Raw genomic sequence first — 16,935 nt, 5'->3', positions numbered from 1 at the left:
CCTTGACCCGCGGTCTCCGTCACGGCGCGGTCCACCGCTGCGCTCGCCCTCACGACGAGACGCCGTTCGGCGGTCGCCGTCGCGTCGGGCGTCGCCGTCTCGGCGAGGCGCGGAGCGCCGCTCATCGTCGCGCCGCGACGATGAGGGGCGGCCGCCCTCTCGCCGGTCAGCGCCGCTCCGCGGAGGCTTTCCGCGATCGGTGGATGGCGTGCGGTCCCCGGGAGCCTGTCGAGGTCGGTCGGCGCGACTGTCGCGCCCCGCCGCATCCTTTCCGCGACTGTCGCGGGACGGACGATCCCTACGATCATCCGATCTTCCGCGTCGATCCTCGGTCATGACGCACTCCCCTCCGACCCTGCATGGGCCGTTAACGCGAAATGGCCACCCAACATTGGGTGGCCATTTCTCGAAAGAAGTCCGGCGGTGTCCTACTCTCCCACAGGGTCCCCCCTGCAGTACCATCGGCGCTGAGAGGCTTAGCTTCCGGGTTCGGAATGGGACCGGGCGTTTCCCTCTCGCTATGGCCGCCGAAACACTATTGATGTTTCAGTCTGCACAACAAAAGTCATTGTCATGCGGTTCTCGACCGTACATCGAGAACCACTCAGTGGACGCGGGCAACACAAACGAAGTGTTATCAAGTCATCGGCTTATTAGTACCAGTCAGCTGCATGCATTACTGCACTTCCACATCTGGCCTATCAACCCAGTAGTCTGGCTGGGAGCCTCTCGCCCGAAGGCATGGAAGTCTCATCTTGAGGCCGGCTTCCCGCTTAGATGCTTTCAGCGGTTATCCATCCCGAACGTAGCTAATCAGCGGTGCTCCTGGCGGAACAACTGACACACCAGAGGTTCGTCCAACCCGGTCCTCTCGTACTAGGGTCAGATCCTCTCAAACTTCCTACGCGCGCAGCGGATAGGGACCGAACTGTCTCACGACGTTCTAAACCCAGCTCGCGTACCGCTTTAATGGGCGAACAGCCCAACCCTTGGGACCTACTCCAGCCCCAGGATGCGACGAGCCGACATCGAGGTGCCAAACCATGCCGTCGATATGGACTCTTGGGCAAGATCAGCCTGTTATCCCCGAGGTACCTTTTATCCGTTGAGCGACAGCGCTTCCACAAGCCACTGCCGGATCACTAGTCCCGACTTTCGTCCCTGCTCGACCTGTCAGTCTCACAGTCAAGCTCCCTTGTGCACTTACACTCGCCACCTGATTGCCAACCAGGTTGAGGGAACCTTTGGGCGCCTCCGTTACTTTTTGGGAGGCAACCGCCCCAGTTAAACTACCCACCAGGCACTGTCCCTGAACCGGATTACGGTTCGAAGTTAGATATCCAGAGTGACCAGAGTGGTATTTCAACAATGACTCCACATGAACTGGCGTCCATGCTTCAAAGTCTCCCACCTATCCTACACAAGCCACACCGAACACCAATACCAAGCTGTAGTAAAGGTCACGGGGTCTTTCCGTCCTGCTGCGCGTAACGAGCATCTTTACTCGTAATGCAATTTCGCCGAGTTCGTGGTTGAGACAGTTGGGAAGTCGTTACGCCATTCGTGCAGGTCGGAACTTACCCGACAAGGAATTTCGCTACCTTAGGATGGTTATAGTTACCACCGCCGTTTACTGGGGCTTAAATTCTGAGCTTCGCCTTGCGGCTAACCCGTCCTCTTAACCTTCCAGCACCGGGCAGGCGTCAGTCCGTATACATCGTCTTGCGACTTGGCACGGACCTGTGTTTTTAGTAAACAGTCGCTACCCACTAGTCTCTGCGGCCCCCAAACGCTTTCGGAGCAAGTCCTAATACGTCGAAGGCCCCCCTTCTCCCGAAGTTACGGGGGTATTTTGCCGAGTTCCTTAACCACGATTCTCTCGATCCCCTTGGTATTCTCTACCTGACCACCTGAGTCGGTTTGGGGTACGGGCGGCTTGAACCTCGCGTCGATGCTTTTCTTGGCAGCATAGGATCACCCACTTTTTATCCGCATCGTGTCTCAGCCTGTATGAGTGACGGATTTGCCTATCACTCGGCCTACGCACTTGCACCAGGACAACCATCGCCTGGCTTGGGCTACCTTCCTGCGTCACACCTGTTAATACGCTAGCCGCACCAGCATGGGGTCGAGCGTTCACCAAGACGTCTTCACCCCGAAGGGATCCGTACATTCCTGGCTAGGACTCTTAGCACCACTGGATTGACTGGGGCGGTTCTTCGCCGGTACGGGAATATCAACCCGTTGTCCATCGACTACGCCTGTCGGCCTCGCCTTAGGTCCCGACTTACCCAGGGAAGATTAGCTTGACCCTGGAACCCTTGGTCATTCGGGGGACGTGTTTCTCACACGTCTTTCGCTACTCATGCCTGCATTCTCACTCGTGTAGCCTCCACGGCTGGTTCACACCGCCGCTTCGCTGGCCACACGACGCTCTCCTACCCATCAACACGGCTGGACCACGAAGGCCTACCAATAATGTCAATGCCACAACTTCGGTGGCGTGCTTGAGCCCCGTTACATTGTCGGCGCGGAATCACTTGACCAGTGAGCTATTACGCACTCTTTCAAGGGTGGCTGCTTCTAAGCCAACCTCCTGGTTGTCTGAGCAACTCCACATCCTTTCCCACTTAGCACGCGCTTAGGGACCTTAGTTGGTGGTCTGGGTTGTTTCCCTCTCGACTATGAAGCTTATCCCCCACAGTCTCACTGCTGCGCTCTCACTTACCGGCATTCGGAGTTTGGCTGACGTCAGTAACCTTGTAGGGCCCATCGGCCATCCAGTAGCTCTACCTCCGGCAAGAAACACGCAACGCTGCACCTAAATGCATTTCGGAGAGAACCAGCTATCACGAAGTTTGATTGGCCTTTCACCCCTATCCACAGCTCATCCCCTCAGTTTTCAACCTAAGTGGGTTCGGCCCTCCACGACGTCTTACCGTCGCTTCAGCCTGGCCATGGATAGATCACTTCGCTTCGGGTCTAGGACACGCGACTGAATCGCCCTATTCAGACTCGCTTTCGCTACGGCTACCCCACTCGGGTTAACCTCGCCACGTATCGCTAACTCGCAGGCTCATTCTTCAAAAGGCACGCTGTCACAGCTGCTATGGCTGCTCCAACGGTTTGTAAGCAAACGGTTTCAGGTACTATTTCACTCCCCTCCCGGGGTACTTTTCACCTTTCCCTCACGGTACTTGTCCGCTATCGGTCATCTGGGAGTATTTAGGCTTATCAGGTGGTCCTGACAGATTCACACGGGATTTCTCGGGCCCCGTGCTACTTGGGATACTTCTCGCGTCAAGGGAGGCATTTCGACTACGGGGTTGGCACCCTCTATGACCGGCCTTTCAATGCCGTTCGTCTATACCTTCTTGTAACGCTGACTGCTCGGCAGAGCAATCTGAAAAGTCCCACAACCCCGAATACGCAACTCCTGCCGGATATCACACGTACTCGGTTTAGCCTGTTCCGGTTTCGCTCGCCACTACTAACGGAATCGCGGTTGCTTTCTCTTCCTGTGGGTACTGAGATGTTTCACTTCCCCACGTTCCCTCTACCCGCCCTATATATTCAGGCGGGAGTCACTGGGTCGGCACGCCGCCCAGCGGGGTTTCCCCATTCGGAGATCCTCGGATCAAAGTGTGCTTATCCACTCCCCGAGGCTTATCGCAGATTGCTACGTCCTTCTTCGGCTCCAGATGCCAAGGCATCCACCGTTTGCTCTTAAAGACTTGAAATCACATGAGCTGATCTATCGATCATTCGTTTGTGAGGCGCGTCGTAAACGACGCGTCTCTAAGATGCTCGCGTCCACTGTGTAGTTCTCAAAGTACGGGCGGTACCCTTCCCGCATGCCGCGTTGCGGCATCGAAGAAGGGTCCTGAGGTTCAGAGTGGGTCACGAAGCGCATCAGCGCCGCGTTACCCGCATCCGGTCCCTCAGGACCCAACAGCGTGCATGTGCCTCTCGGGGCGAGCCGTTCCTTTCCAGCTGCAAGCAGCGTACTGAGATCAGCCCGATCCGTGAGGCACCTCGTCAAATGTTCCACCCATGAGCTGACCCCTCCGAGACATTCGCTCGAAGCGGGCTCTGGGATGCCGAGGCATCCAGATGCTCCTTAGAAAGGAGGTGATCCAGCCGCACCTTCCGGTACGGCTACCTTGTTACGACTTAGTCCTAATTACCGATCCCACCTTCGACGGCTCCCTCCACAAGGGTTGGGCCACCGGCTTCAGGTGTTACCGACTTTCATGACTTGACGGGCGGTGTGTACAAGACCCGGGAACGTATTCACCGCAGCGTTGCTGATCTGCGATTACTAGCGACTCCGACTTCATGAGGTCGAGTTGCAGACCTCAATCCGAACTGGGACCGGCTTTTTGGGATTCGCTCCACCTTGCGGTATTGCAGCCCTTTGTACCGGCCATTGTAGCATGCGTGAAGCCCAAGACATAAGGGGCATGATGATTTGACGTCATCCCCACCTTCCTCCGAGTTGACCCCGGCAGTATCCCATGAGTTCCCACCATTACGTGCTGGCAACATAGAACGAGGGTTGCGCTCGTTGCGGGACTTAACCCAACATCTCACGACACGAGCTGACGACAACCATGCACCACCTGTTTACGAGTGTCCAAAGAGTTGACCATTTCTGGCCCGTTCTCGTATATGTCAAGCCTTGGTAAGGTTCTTCGCGTTGCATCGAATTAATCCGCATGCTCCGCCGCTTGTGCGGGTCCCCGTCAATTCCTTTGAGTTTTAGCCTTGCGGCCGTACTCCCCAGGCGGGGAACTTAATGCGTTAGCTGCGTCACGGAATCCGTGGAATGGACCCCACAACTAGTTCCCAACGTTTACGGGGTGGACTACCAGGGTATCTAAGCCTGTTTGCTCCCCACCCTTTCGCTCCTCAGCGTCAGTTACGGCCCAGAGATCTGCCTTCGCCATCGGTGTTCCTCCTGATATCTGCGCATTCCACCGCTACACCAGGAATTCCAATCTCCCCTACCGCACTCTAGTCTGCCCGTACCCACTGCAGGCCCGAGGTTGAGCCTCGGGTTTTCACAGCAGACGCGACAAACCGCCTACGAGCTCTTTACGCCCAATAATTCCGGATAACGCTTGCGCCCTACGTATTACCGCGGCTGCTGGCACGTAGTTAGCCGGCGCTTTTTCTGCAGGTACCGTCACTTTCGCTTCTTCCCTGCTAAAAGAGGTTTACAACCCGAAGGCCGTCATCCCTCACGCGGCGTTGCTGCATCAGGCTTTCGCCCATTGTGCAATATTCCCCACTGCTGCCTCCCGTAGGAGTCTGGGCCGTGTCTCAGTCCCAGTGTGGCCGGTCACCCTCTCAGGCCGGCTACCCGTCGACGCCTTGGTGAGCCATTACCTCACCAACTAGCTGATAGGCCGCGAGCCCATCCCGGACCGAAATTCTTTCCAGCTGCTGAAGATGCCTTCGCAGCTCGTATCCGGTATTAGCAGCTGTTTCCAGCTGTTATCCCAGAGTCCGGGGCAGGTTGCTCACGTGTTACTCACCCGTTCGCCACTGATCCAGAGAGCAAGCTCTCTTTCACCGTTCGACTTGCATGTGTTAAGCACGCCGCCAGCGTTCATCCTGAGCCAGGATCAAACTCTCCGTAAAGAAATGTTGCTGCGAGCCGGTCGGAATAGACCGACAGCAGCGAGTTTGATCTGACCAAAGGGATGTCATTGCTGACTATCCGTTGCCGACCCGAAGGTCGGTATTTGATCCAAAGGAATCTCTATCCGGCTTACGCCGGAACGAGGTTTTTTGGCATTTGACAAGTGCACGCTGTTGAGTTCTCAAGGATCGGATGCTCCTGCTTTCTGGCCTCTCGACCATCTCCGCAGGGCAACTTCTCTAGCTTAGCCCCCGTGTTCGACTCCGTCAAATCGTGTCATTCGGAACCGAAAAGGGTTTCGGATGACGTTCGATCAGATCGATCGTCGGGGGGCTCCCCATCGTAGACCTTCCGGCCGACGAGTCTCAAGTCCGAGCTTCAGCTCTTATTCGAGGGGGGATGTTCTCCGCTTGAGGGGGGTGAGGCTCTCGGCCTCTCTCGCTTCCCTTTGGGGCGAACAAGTAATAATTTACGTGCGCCCTGCAGGACTGGCAAATCGTGCCCGCATCCCGGGCGTGTCGCGGCTGAGATCCGCGGAAACACGCGGGTTCGTCCCATGCCGACGCAGGGCGCATGCGTACGAGGGATCGCTGATCGCGGCGAGCGACCCGGCGCCTCCAGTGGCGGGGAGCTCATCGCTCCCCGGGAGGATCGACGCCGGGAGCCTTCGGGAGTCCGCTCGTGACCGGACGGAGCTCAGCGGACGAAGACGCCGGCGAGCGTCTTCTTGCCGCGACGGAGTACCGAGACCCCACCTGGCAAAGATCCGTCGACAGTGGCCGCGTCGTCACTGACGCGAACGCCGTCGATGGCGACCCCGCCCTGCGCGATGGCACGTCTGGCCTCGGAGAGGCTTGCGACCAGTCCGGTCTGCACGAGCGCCTGCACCACGGATGCGCCACGATCCATCTCGGCGTGAGGCAGCTCGCGCAGTGCCTGCGCCAACGTGTCGGCATCGAGCGCGCGAAGGTCGCCCTGCCCGAAGAGGGCGTCGGAGGCGGCGATGACCGAGGCCGTGGCCGCCTCCCCGTGCACGAGAGAGGTCACTTCGGCGGCCAGACGCTTCTGCGCGGCTCGCCGGAACGGCTCCGCCTCCACGAGCCGTTCGAATCGCTCGATCTCCTCACGCGAGAGGAAGGTGAAGATCTTCAGACGGGCGATGACGTCGGCGTCGTCGGTGTTGAGCCAGAACTGGTACATCCGGTAGGGGCTGCACATCGCGGGGTCGAGCCAGACGGCGTTGCCCTCGCTCTTGCCGAACTTCGTGCCGTCGCTGTTGGTGATCAGCGGCGTGCCGATCGCGTGCACCGATGTGTGCTCGACGTAGTGGATCAGGTCGACCCCGCTGGTGAGGTTGCCCCACTGATCGGATCCGCCGGTCTGCAGGACGCAGCCGTACGTGCGGTAGAGCTCGAGGTAGTCCAGCCCCTGCAGGATCTGGTAGCTGAACTCGGTGTAGCTGATGCCGGCTTCGGAATTCAGGCGCGCGCTGACGGCGTCCTTGCTCAGCATCTTGCCGACGCGGTAGTGCTTGCCGATCTCGCGGAGGAAGTCGATTGCCGACAGCGGCGCCGTCCAGTCGAGGTTGTTGACGATGCGGGCAGCGTTGTCACCGTCGAAGCTGAGGAAGCGCTCGACCTGCGCACGGAGGTACCCGACCCATTCCGCAACGGTCTCCTTGGTGTTCAAGGTCCGCTCACTCGAGGGGCGCGGATCGCCGATGAGTCCGGTGGATCCCCCGACCAGCCCGAGCGGACGATGTCCGGCGAGCTGGAGTCGGCGCATGGTCAGCAGCTGCACCAGGTTGCCCAGGTGAAGACTGGGCGCCGTCGGGTCGAACCCGCAGTAGAAGGTGATCGGCTCACCGCCGAGGAGCGTGCGCAGCTCCTCGGCATCGGTGGAGACGTGGATCAGTCCGCGCCACACCAATTCGTCCCAGACGTTGTCGAAGGACGGATCGTTCGCGGGGGCGGTCGTGTTCACGACGACGGCGGATGACACGCCTGCCAGGTTATCAGCGCGCTCAGCGCTCCCTGTGCGCGGTCCCGCGCCGCCGACCCCGGCGGATCCGCCTTCGCGGGCTGTCCGAGCCGCATGGGACACTTGCGGCATGACGGATGTCCTCGACGCCACCGATCCCCTGGCGGTCGCGATCGTCGTGATCTTCCTGTTCCTCTGCCTGTGCGCCGCGCTCGTCCTGGTCACCGTCGCCCAACGCCGCCCGCACGCATCCCTGCTGTCCGTCGCTGCCGGACTCGTCCTGCTCGCCCTCGTCGTCGTCGCGGTGCTCCCCTACAACGTCCCCGCCCTCCTCGGCGCGATCCTCGCGTTCCTGGGCGTGGCCTTGGCCGTGCTCGGTGGCAACCCTTTCACCCGTTGGGTCCTCGTCGCCGCGGACGGTCGCACCACCGAAGGGCCCCGCGGAGGGATCCTGGTCGAGCTCGCCGCGGAGCACTCCGAGTCCCGCCAGGAGGAGATCCTGCGAGGCGGGACCACGATCGGTTTCCTCGAGCGGGCCTCGGTCGCGCTGGGGATCCTCGCCGGGTTCCCGGCCGTCATCGCCGTGGTCGTCGCACTGAAGGGCGTCGGCCGCTTCTCGGAGCTGGCGACACCCGCTGCTCGCGAGCGATTCATCGTCGGCACGTTGGCCAGTCTGCTCTGGGCGTCCGCCGTGGCAGCAGCCGTGTGGCTGGCGATCTGGTGACGCTCACCGCCGGTCGCCGATGAGCGCCCGGAGCCCCTCGATGAGGGCCCCGGCCTCGGCGGACGCGAGCGCCTGCGACACCGCGGACTGGACGACCCCTTCCGCCGCGGCGAGATCGCTCTGGGTGCGGCCGAGCCATCGCCCGTAGACGAGGCGCCGGGTGCGCGGGCTCAGCTGGGAGATCGCGCGATCACGCGAGAGCAGTCCGCTGTTGGCCACGCGGACCATCTCGCTGACCTCCGGGGAAGCCGCTCCCGTCGCCGCCACCCGGGTACGCGCCGACGGCGCGACTCGGCGCGCGAGGTGTTCGACTTCCTCGATCGCAGCCCGCGCCGCCCACCACGCTTCTCCCTCCGACAGTGCGCCGCCGACAGAGGGGATCTCCTCGATCTCGCCCAACCCGATCCCGAATCGAAGCTCGACACCTTCGGGGAGGGCCAGCTGAAGCAGCATGGTCGCCGCCAACGCCGACGAGAGACGGGGATACACCCCCTGCATCTCGTCGCCGACGACGGGGAGGAGGGCTCGTTCGAAGGGCGGCCCGTCCGCGGCGACCTGCGCGAGCGCGGCCTCCAGGTCGCGCTGCGCCGCCCTCCTGTCCGCGAGCTCGCGAGACGAGACGATGTCGGCGATCACCACGGTCGGCATGGGATCAGCATAGGGCTGATAAGGGACGAAATATCAACTTTTCGTCGATATTGCCGCCGCTATCACTGAATCACTGCTAACGGAGGAACGGTGCCGCTGCCGCCTGCGCTCGGGCGATGAGCTCGGCACGCTGCTCGGCAACGCGGTGCGGTGCCGTGCCGCCGACCCCGGAGCGACTGGCCACCGAGCCCTCGACCGTCAGTACCGACCGCACGTCGGGCGTGAGGTGGGGCGAGACCATCGCGAGCAGCTCGTCGTCGACGTCTTCCAGGCCGATCCCCCGATCCTCGCAAGCCCGGACCAGCGCACCGGAGATCTCATGCGCGTCGCGGAACGGCACGCCGCGCATGACCAGCCACTCCGCGACGTCCGTCGCCAGTGAGAATCCCGCGGGAGCGAGCTGACGCATGCGATCGACGTCGAACCGAAGAGTGGCGACCATACCCGCGAAGGCGGGAAGGACGACCTCCAGCGTCTGCACACTGTCGAAGACCGGCTCTTTGTCTTCCTGCAGGTCACGGTTGTAGGCCAGCGGTAGGCCCTTCAGCATCGTCAGCAATCCGGTCAGATTGCCGATGAGCCGGCCCGTCTTCCCGCGAGCCAGCTCCGCGATGTCGGGGTTCTTCTTCTGCGGCATGATGCTCGAGCCCGTGGAGAAACCATCATCGAGGATCACGAAGGAGAATTCGCGCGTGTTCCACACGATGATGTCTTCGGCGAAGCGGCTGAGGTCGACACCGATCTGCGCCGCGACGTAGGCGAACTCCGCCACGACGTCGCGGGCGGCGGTGCCGTCCATCGAATTCTCGGTGGGCCGCCCGAGGCCGACCTCGCGGGCGACCAGCGCCGGGTCCAGTCCCAGTGTCGATCCCGCGAGTGCGCCGGCCCCGTACGGTGACGCGTCGGCTCGCACACGCCAGTCTCGCAAGCGCTCGAGGTCGCGCACGAGCGGCCAGGCGTGCGCTTGGAGGTGGTGGGCGAGCAGCACGGGCTGGGCGTGCTGCAGATGCGTGCGTCCGGGCATGATCGCGTCGGCGTGCGCCTCGGCCTGCGCGACGATCGCGTCGATGAGACGCAGCACATCACGAGCGACCACCGCAGCGTGATCGACCAGGTACATCCGCACGAGCGTCGCGATCTGATCGTTCCGGCTTCGACCGGCCCGCAGCTTGCCACCGAGCTCCGGTCCGACCGCGGCGATGAGCGCCGCCTCCAACGCGCCGTGCACATCCTCATCCGACGGCCGGGGACGAAGGGTGCCGTCGCGCACCGCGTCCAGGAGGCGGTCCAGACCGTCATGCATCCGCCGTTCCTCGTCCGCGGTGAGGTAACCCGCCGCCGCCAAGGCCTTCGCATGAGCGTGCGAACCGGCGATGTCATAGGGTGCCAACGCCCAGTCGAAATGCGTCGACACGCTCAGCGCCGCAAGCTCAGGCGACGGGCCGGAGGCGAAACGCGCACCCCAGAGAGCACCCTCGTTGGTCTGTTCGTCCTTGGTCACGGATTGCTCCTCTTCGTCAACGAACTCGGCACGATCAGCTTCGACACCCGGTCGAACGCCCACTCGAACGGACCTCGTCCGACCAGCAGCGCCCAGGCCGTGCATCCCGCGACGATGCCGAGCGTCAGTGGCCAGAAGGGTTCGAGTTCGCGGAACGGTGTGAGGAGACTCGTGTTGCCGAACACCGCCAGGGCGATGACCGCCCAGACGATGATCTGCGCCGTGTAGGCGGTGAGCGGCATGGCGCCGACGGCACGCAGCGGGAGGACGAGCCAGATGACGGCCGTGCGGCAGAGCAGGAGCGAGGCGGCGATGGCTGCGATCGCGAAACCGCCGGATCCGACGACTTCGAGGAGTCCGCTCGAGTGGGGTTCGGCCGTCCACACCTCGCTCCACAGCGTGGGCATCACCGGATCGCCGCTCCCCCGCGCGGCCGCGTCGAGTCCGTACCCGACAGCGGCCAGGACGACGCCGGCCGAGAGGGCGATCAGCTGCACCCGCAGCCGGGTGAGGTCCGCGCGCGCGAGCCCGAGACCCGCGAGGACGAAGGCCATCCACACAGGGAACGGATAGTGCCAGCCGACGGCGGCCGACAGTTCATCGCCGAGCGGAGTCGACCACAGCGGCGCCTCGTCGAGGAGCACCTGGATCCACGGCATCACCACCGCCAGGCCTGCCGCGATGACGAGGAGAGGAGGCGCCGCGAGCCGTGTGAACGGGAGGGCGAGGACGAACATGATCGCGTAGGCGGGGAGGATGACGTAAACCGGCACCCCGGTGGCGATGAGCAGCACGCCGAGTCCCCAGAGGAGGCCCGCGCGGACGCCGAGACGCATTCGCGCGACCGCCATCGCCTCGCGTCCGACCGGGCGAGGGCCGCCGGTCACCAGCCCGATCGAGACTCCGGCGAGCGTTGCGAACAGGATGGAGGATCGACCGTCCGCGATTCCCAGCCACGTCGCGGGGGCCGTCCACAGCAGCTCGGGTGTCACCAGCAGGTGTGCGGCGAACATCCCCAGCACGGCCAGCCCCCGAGCCAGATCGATCCCGGCGAGCCTCCCCTTCCCGTTCAGCCGGCCCCAATTGCGGGCGAGCGCACCACCGGCGCTGCGGTCGGTCACTGCTGACGGAGCAGCCACACCAACAGCGCCTTCTGTGCGTGCAGGCGGTTCTCCGCCTCATCCCACACGACGCTCTGCGGGCCATCGATGACCTCCGCGTCCACCTCGTACCCGCGATCTGCGGGGAGGCAGTGGATGAAGATGGCGTCGTCGGCGGCGAGCGACATGAGTTCGGTGGTGACCTTGTAGGACCCGAGGTCGCGGAGCCGCGCGAGCTTCTCCTCCTCCTTGCCCATCGACACCCAGGTGTCGGTGACGATGACGTCGGCGCCAGCAGCCGCCTCATTCGGATCGGTGTAGAGGACCACACTGCCACCGGTCTCCGCGGCTCGACGGTCCGCTGCAGCGACGACGTCATCACGCGGTGCGTAGTCTTCGGGCGAGGCGACGCGGACGTGCATGCCCGCCGTCACCCCCGCGAGGAGGTAGGAGTGCGCCATGTTCGAGCGCCCGTCTCCGAAGAACGAGAGCGTGAGGCCTGCGAGTTCGCCCTTATGCTCGCGGATTGTGAGAAGGTCGGCCAACAGCTGACACGGGTGGAAGTCGTCGGAGAGGGCGTTGACGACGGGAACCCGGGTTCCCTCGGCCATCTCCTCCAGACCCGCCTGTGCATAGGTGCGCCAGACGATCGCGGCGACCTGACGCTCGAGGACCCTTGCGGTGTCCGACGGTGTCTCCTTGCCGCCCAACTGACTGTTGGCGGTGGAGATGATCAGCGGCGAGCCGCCGAGATCGGCGATGCCCACAGCGAACGACACCCGAGTGCGCGTGGAGGACTTGTCGAAGATCACCGCGACCGTCTGCGGGCCCTCGAGAGGTCGGAGCTTCCATCGGTCGCTCTTGAGCTCGACCGCGAGGTCGAGGATCTCTCGCTGTTCAGCGGCGGTGAGATCGTCGTCGCGAAGAAGATGACGCGTCATCTCGATCCTTCCCCCTCGCCGGAGCCCGCGCCCGCGCCGTCGAGAACGAGCGCGTCCTCCACCGAACGGATCGCGGCGGTGAAGAGATCGAGGAAGTCGTCGACCTCGACGTCGCCGATGGTCAGCGCCGGTGCGAGCCGAATGGTGGCGTCGTTGGGAGCATTGATGATCAGACCGTGCTGCTGAGCCGCCGCGACGAGGGCTTTGGCGAGCGGATGACGCAACGCGACACCGATCAGCAGACCCTGGCCGCGGCATCCTTCGATCAGGTCCGAGTCGATCGCCGTGATCGCATCGCGCAGCTGCCGGCCCCGGTCCCGAGCGTTGGTGAGGAGGTCTGCCCTTTCGATCTCCGCGAGGACCGCGGCGGCGACGGCGGTGCCGAGGGCATTGCCGCCGAAGGTGGAGCCGTGCGTGCCGGGGTAGAACAGCTCGCTGGCCGCCCCGAAGGTGATGAGCGCTCCGATCGGAAACCCGCCGCCGATGCCCTTGGCCACCGTGATGGCGTCGGGGGTGATGCCTGCGTGCTGGAAGGCGAACCACTCCCCCGTCCGGCCGGCCCCCGTCTGGATCTCGTCGACGATGAGCAGCGAGCCGTGCCGCTCGGTGAGTTCGCGCGCTGCCGCGAGGTATCCGGTGGGCAGTTCCACCACGCCGGCTTCGCCCTTGATCGGCTCGACGAACAGCGCTGCCACGTCGTCGCCGATGGCGGCCTCGAGCGCCTCCACCGTCGAGTCGATGAATTCGACGCCGGGCACCATCGGCAGGAAGGGTTCCTGCATCCAGGACTTGCCGGTCAGTGCCAGCGTTCCCATCGTGCGTCCGTGGAAGGCGTCGCGCAGGGCCAGAATGCGGGGTCGATCGGCGCCGCCGTGGAGCCTCGCCAGCTTGAACGCGGCCTCGTTGGCCTCGGCGCCGGAGTTGCCGAAGTACACCCGTCCGCGCTCGCCCGTGCCGGCCAGTCGCTTCAACTGGGCGGCGAGCTGCAGCTGCGGGGGCGTGGCGAAGTAGTTCGACACGTGTGCGAGGGTCGCGGCCTGTCGTGCCACCGCATCGACGAATACGGGGTGGGCGTGCCCGAGGGAGTTCACCGCGATGCCGCCGAGGAAGTCGAGATACCGGGTCCCCGCGTCATCCCAGAGGTACGCACCTTCCCCTCGGACGAACATCGCCATCCGGTCGCCGAAGCTGCGAACGAGGTCGCGCCCCGCGTCATCCTGCCAGGTCATCCTCGCACCACCTCTGTTCCGATTCCGTTGCTGGTGAAGATCTCCACGAGCACCGAGTGCGGCACCCGCCCATCGATGATCGCCGCCGTCTCGACGCCCCCCTCGACCGCCTCGAGGCAGGCCTGCATCTTCGGGATCATGCCCGACTCCAGCGTCGGGAGCATGTCCCGCAGAGCCGACGAGGTCAGGTGCGAGACGAGGGAGTCGCGATTCGGCCAGTCGGCGTACAGGCCCGGCACGTCGGTCAGGACGACGAGCTTCACCGCCTTGAGCGCGACCGCGAGCGCCGACGCCGCGGCGTCGGCATTGACGTTCAGTGATGCACCGGGCCGATCGAGGTCGGGCGCGATGCTGGAGACCACCGGAATGCGTCCGGCGGCGAGATGGTCGAGGACCGGCTGCGGATCGACCTCGACCACATCGCCCACTCGGCCCAGGTCGTGCTCGATGCCGTCGATGGTGACGCCGCGTCGGCGACCGCCGAAGAGCCCGGCGTCCTCGCCGCTCAGACCCGTCGCGAGCGGGCCGTGGGTGTTGATCTTGCCCACCAGCTGCGGGTTGATCTGGCCGGTGAGCACCATCCGCACGACGGAGATCGCCTCGGTGCTCGTGACGCGATAGCCGCCTTTGAACTCGCTCGGGATCTCGAGCCGGTCGAGCATGGACGAGATCTGAGGGCCGCCGCCGTGTACGACGACCGGCTTCACGCCCGCGTAGCGGAGGTAGGCCATGTCTGCGGCGAAGGCGTCTTGCAGCTCTTCGCTGACCATGGCGTTGCCGCCGTACTTGATCACGATGACCTGGTCGCGGAAGCGCCGGAGCCACGGAAGCGAGTCGATGAGGACCGCGGCTCTCGCGCTCGCCTCACCCGGGTCGGTCGTCTGGATGTCGGTCATGAGGAGTACGCGCTGTTCTCGTGGACGTAGTCGTGGGTGAGGTCATTGGTGCGAATGAGCGCATGAGCGTCGCCCGACTTGAGGTCGATGCGCACGATCGTTGCACGCGGAGTGAGATCGACCTCCTCGCGCGGGCGATCAGGGGCACCCCGGGTGCACACCCGCACCCCGTTCATCCACACGTCGACGTCATAGGGGTCGAACTCGGCGTCGGTGGTTCCGATCGCTGCGAGCACGCGTCCCCAGTTGGGGTCGTTGCCGAAGATCGCGGCCTTGAAGAGGTTGTTGCGGGCGACCGAACGCCCGACGACCACCGCATCGTCTTCGGATGCCGCGTTGGTGACCTGGATGCTGATGTCGTGACTGGCGCCCTCGGCGTCGGCCTGAAGCTGGCTTGCGAGGTCGTCGCACACCGCGGTGAGCCGTTGCCGGAACTCGTCAGGATCCGGAGTGACGCCGGACGCGCCGCTGACCATCAGCGTCACCTGGTCGTTGGTCGACATACAGCCGTCCGAGTCCAGGCGGTCGAAGGTGACACGAGTCGCCGCGCGCAGATGCGCGTCGGCCTCCTCCGCGGTGAGGACGGCGTCGGTGGTGAGGACGACGAGCATTGTCGCAAGGCCGGGCGCCAGCATCCCGGCGCCCTTGGCCATTCCGCCGATCGTCCATCCGTGGCTGGCCTGGACGGCCCGTTTCGGGCGCGAGTCGGTGGTCATGATCGCCAGCGACGCGTCGTCACCGCCGTGCGGACGGAGAGTCCCGATCGCCTTCTCGGTCCCGTCGAGCACTTTCTGTCGAAACACCTCGTCACCGACGCCGATGAGGCCGGTCGAGCAGACGAGGATGTCGCCGGCGCCCACGCCGAGGAGTTCAGCGGCCCTCTCGGCGGTCTGGTGCGTCGTCTGGAAGCCGAAAGACCCCGTGAAGCAGTTGGCCCCACCGGAGTTGAGCACGATCGCCTCGACCACGCCGTCCCGGATCACCTGCTCCGACCACAGAATCGGGTTGGCCTTCGCACGGTTGCTGGTGAAGACGGCGGCGCCGACCTTGAGCGGGCCGCGGTTCACGACCACGGCGACATCCGGCTTGCCGGTGGACTTCAGGCCCACGGCGACGCCGGCCGCCTCGAAGCCCTGGGGCGCGGTGACGCTCACGGGGCGACTCCGTTCACGGTGAGCGCCCGACCCTCGGGGAGTCCGAGCGCGATATTCATGGACTGCACCGCGGCGCCCGCGGTGCCCTTGACGAGGTTGTCGACCGCGGTGACGACGACCACGCGATTCGCGTCGCGGTCGATCGCGAGGCCCATCAGCGCCGTGTTGGCTCCCAGCACGTCGGCTGTGCGGGGGAAATGCCCCCCGGGAAGGAGCTGGACGAAGGTCTCGTCGCCGTAGGCTTCCTCCCACGCCGCCCGGATCTCGTCGTCGGTGGTACCGGGCGCGATGGGAGCGGTCGAGGTGGCGAGGATTCCGCGCGCCATTGGCACGATCACGGGGGTGAAGGAGACGCGGATGGCGGATGCGACGCCGGGCGCCGCGGCAGCGAGCGCCTGGCGGATCTCGGGAATGTGGCGATGACTGCCGCCCACCGCGTAGGGGTTCGCGGTGCCGAGGATCTCGCTGCCGAGGAGGTGCGGCTTGAGGCTCTTGCCGGCGCCCGACGGCCCGACCGCGAGCACCGTGACGATGTCGCCCGGGTCGATGACGCCGGCCGCGACCCCGGGCGCGAGGCTCAGGCTGACGGTGGAGGCATTGCATCCAGGAGCCGCGATGCGGGTCGCACCCCGCAGCAGGGCACGCTGCTTGCCGTTACCGACGAGGAGCTCGGGAACCCCGTAAGCCCACGGATCGTGGAAGACGCCGCCGTAGAAACGATCCCACTCGGTCATCGACTCCAGCCGGTGGTCGGCGCCGGCATCGATGACGAGCGGCGTGTCACCCAGCGCCTCGGTGTACTGCCCCGACTGTCCGTGCGGGAGCGCGAGGAAGACGACGTCGTGGCCGGAGAGCACCTCGGGGGTGGTCTCCTGGAGGGTCAGGTGCGCGAGCGAGCGCAGATGGGGCTGATGCTCGATGAGCGGCTGCCCGGCGTTGGAGTGCGCGGTGACCGTGCGGATCTCGACGTCGGGATGTGCGGCGAGGATCCGGAGGATCTCGCCGCCCGCATAGCCGGATGCGCCGGAGACGGCGACCGAATATGTCATGGATTCCACCTTAGAGTCTGGGGTCGTGGGCTGCCGACGGCGACGCCCGTGACTCCCCTCCAGGGG

10 protein-coding genes and 3 rRNA genes are annotated in these 16,935 nt (G+C 64.4%); 1 reads left to right on the top strand and 12 read right to left on the bottom strand.

All coding sequences use genetic code 11. The features are described 5' to 3' along the window. Positions 1–415: 415 nt before the first annotated feature. The 4 genes from rrf to tyrS form a co-directional block, all read right to left on the bottom strand. Positions 416–532 (bottom strand): 5S ribosomal RNA (rrf, locus tag FBY40_RS08720). Positions 533–633: 101 nt separating this feature from the next. Continuing rightward, positions 634–3,740: ribosomal RNA gene (locus FBY40_RS08715) — 23S ribosomal RNA — on the bottom strand. Between the two features lie 384 nt (positions 3,741–4,124). Continuing rightward, positions 4,125–5,646, bottom strand: a 16S ribosomal RNA gene (locus FBY40_RS08710). Together the 16S, 23S and 5S rRNA genes form the textbook arrangement of a ribosomal RNA operon. Before the next feature lie 697 nt (positions 5,647–6,343). Beyond that, the gene (gene tyrS / locus FBY40_RS08705) at positions 6,344–7,648 is read right to left on the bottom strand and encodes a tyrosine--tRNA ligase (RefSeq protein WP_235014722.1); all 1,305 of its coding nucleotides are present in this window, start codon (positions 7,646–7,648) and stop codon (positions 6,344–6,346) included. Positions 7,649–7,757: 109 nt separating this feature from the next. Here tyrS and FBY40_RS08700 point away from each other — a divergent pair, with 109 nt between their 5' ends. Further along, the gene (locus tag FBY40_RS08700) at positions 7,758–8,351 is read left to right on the top strand and encodes a hypothetical protein (protein ID WP_141938043.1); all 594 of its coding nucleotides are present in this window, start codon (positions 7,758–7,760) and stop codon (positions 8,349–8,351) included. 3 nt (positions 8,352–8,354) lie between these two features. On the opposite strand, the gene FBY40_RS08695 is transcribed toward FBY40_RS08700, so the two are convergent. The 8 genes from FBY40_RS08695 to argC form a co-directional block, all read right to left on the bottom strand. Next, entirely contained in the window at positions 8,355–8,999 is a 645-nt protein-coding gene (locus tag FBY40_RS08695) for a SatD family protein (RefSeq protein WP_141938041.1), read from the bottom strand. 76 nt (positions 9,000–9,075) lie between these two features. Beyond that, positions 9,076–10,605, bottom strand: a complete 1,530-nt coding sequence (argH, locus tag FBY40_RS08690; protein WP_141938040.1) for an argininosuccinate lyase — start codon at positions 10,603–10,605, stop codon at positions 9,076–9,078. Next, positions 10,497–11,639 carry a heparan-alpha-glucosaminide N-acetyltransferase domain-containing protein gene (locus tag FBY40_RS08685; RefSeq protein WP_141938038.1) on the bottom strand — a complete coding sequence of 381 codons (1,143 nt, stop codon included), beginning with the start codon at positions 11,637–11,639 and terminating at the stop codon, positions 10,497–10,499. Before FBY40_RS08685 ends, argH begins: the two co-directional genes overlap by 109 nt. After that, positions 11,618–12,541, bottom strand: coding sequence for an ornithine carbamoyltransferase (argF, locus tag FBY40_RS08680; RefSeq protein ID WP_141938036.1), 924 nt, complete (start codon positions 12,539–12,541; stop codon positions 11,618–11,620). Before argF ends, FBY40_RS08685 begins: the two co-directional genes overlap by 22 nt. Continuing rightward, positions 12,538–13,770 (bottom strand): acetylornithine transaminase, encoded by a 1,233-nt coding sequence (locus FBY40_RS08675; RefSeq protein WP_141938034.1) that lies wholly within the window; start codon positions 13,768–13,770, stop codon positions 12,538–12,540. The genes argF and FBY40_RS08675 overlap by 4 nt, the downstream gene beginning before the upstream one ends. Next, positions 13,767–14,666, bottom strand: a complete 900-nt coding sequence (gene argB, locus FBY40_RS08670; protein WP_141938033.1) for an acetylglutamate kinase — start codon at positions 14,664–14,666, stop codon at positions 13,767–13,769. The genes FBY40_RS08675 and argB overlap by 4 nt, the downstream gene beginning before the upstream one ends. Beyond that, positions 14,663–15,820: a bifunctional glutamate N-acetyltransferase/amino-acid acetyltransferase ArgJ gene (argJ, locus tag FBY40_RS08665; protein ID WP_141938031.1), complete on the bottom strand. Its 1,158-nt coding sequence runs from the start codon at positions 15,818–15,820 to the stop codon at positions 14,663–14,665. The genes argB and argJ overlap by 4 nt, the downstream gene beginning before the upstream one ends. Further along, positions 15,817–16,869 carry an N-acetyl-gamma-glutamyl-phosphate reductase gene (gene argC, locus FBY40_RS08660; RefSeq protein WP_141938029.1) on the bottom strand — a complete coding sequence of 351 codons (1,053 nt, stop codon included), beginning with the start codon at positions 16,867–16,869 and terminating at the stop codon, positions 15,817–15,819. The genes argJ and argC overlap by 4 nt, the downstream gene beginning before the upstream one ends. Between the last annotated feature and the right edge of the window lie 66 nt (positions 16,870–16,935).

Origin of the sequence: Microbacterium sp. SLBN-154 (genome assembly GCF_006715565.1) — a bacterium.
Lineage (GTDB): Bacteria > Actinomycetota > Actinomycetes > Actinomycetales > Microbacteriaceae > Microbacterium.
Note: the sequence above shows the minus strand (reverse complement) of the source record. Positions and strands in the feature narration are given on the sequence as shown.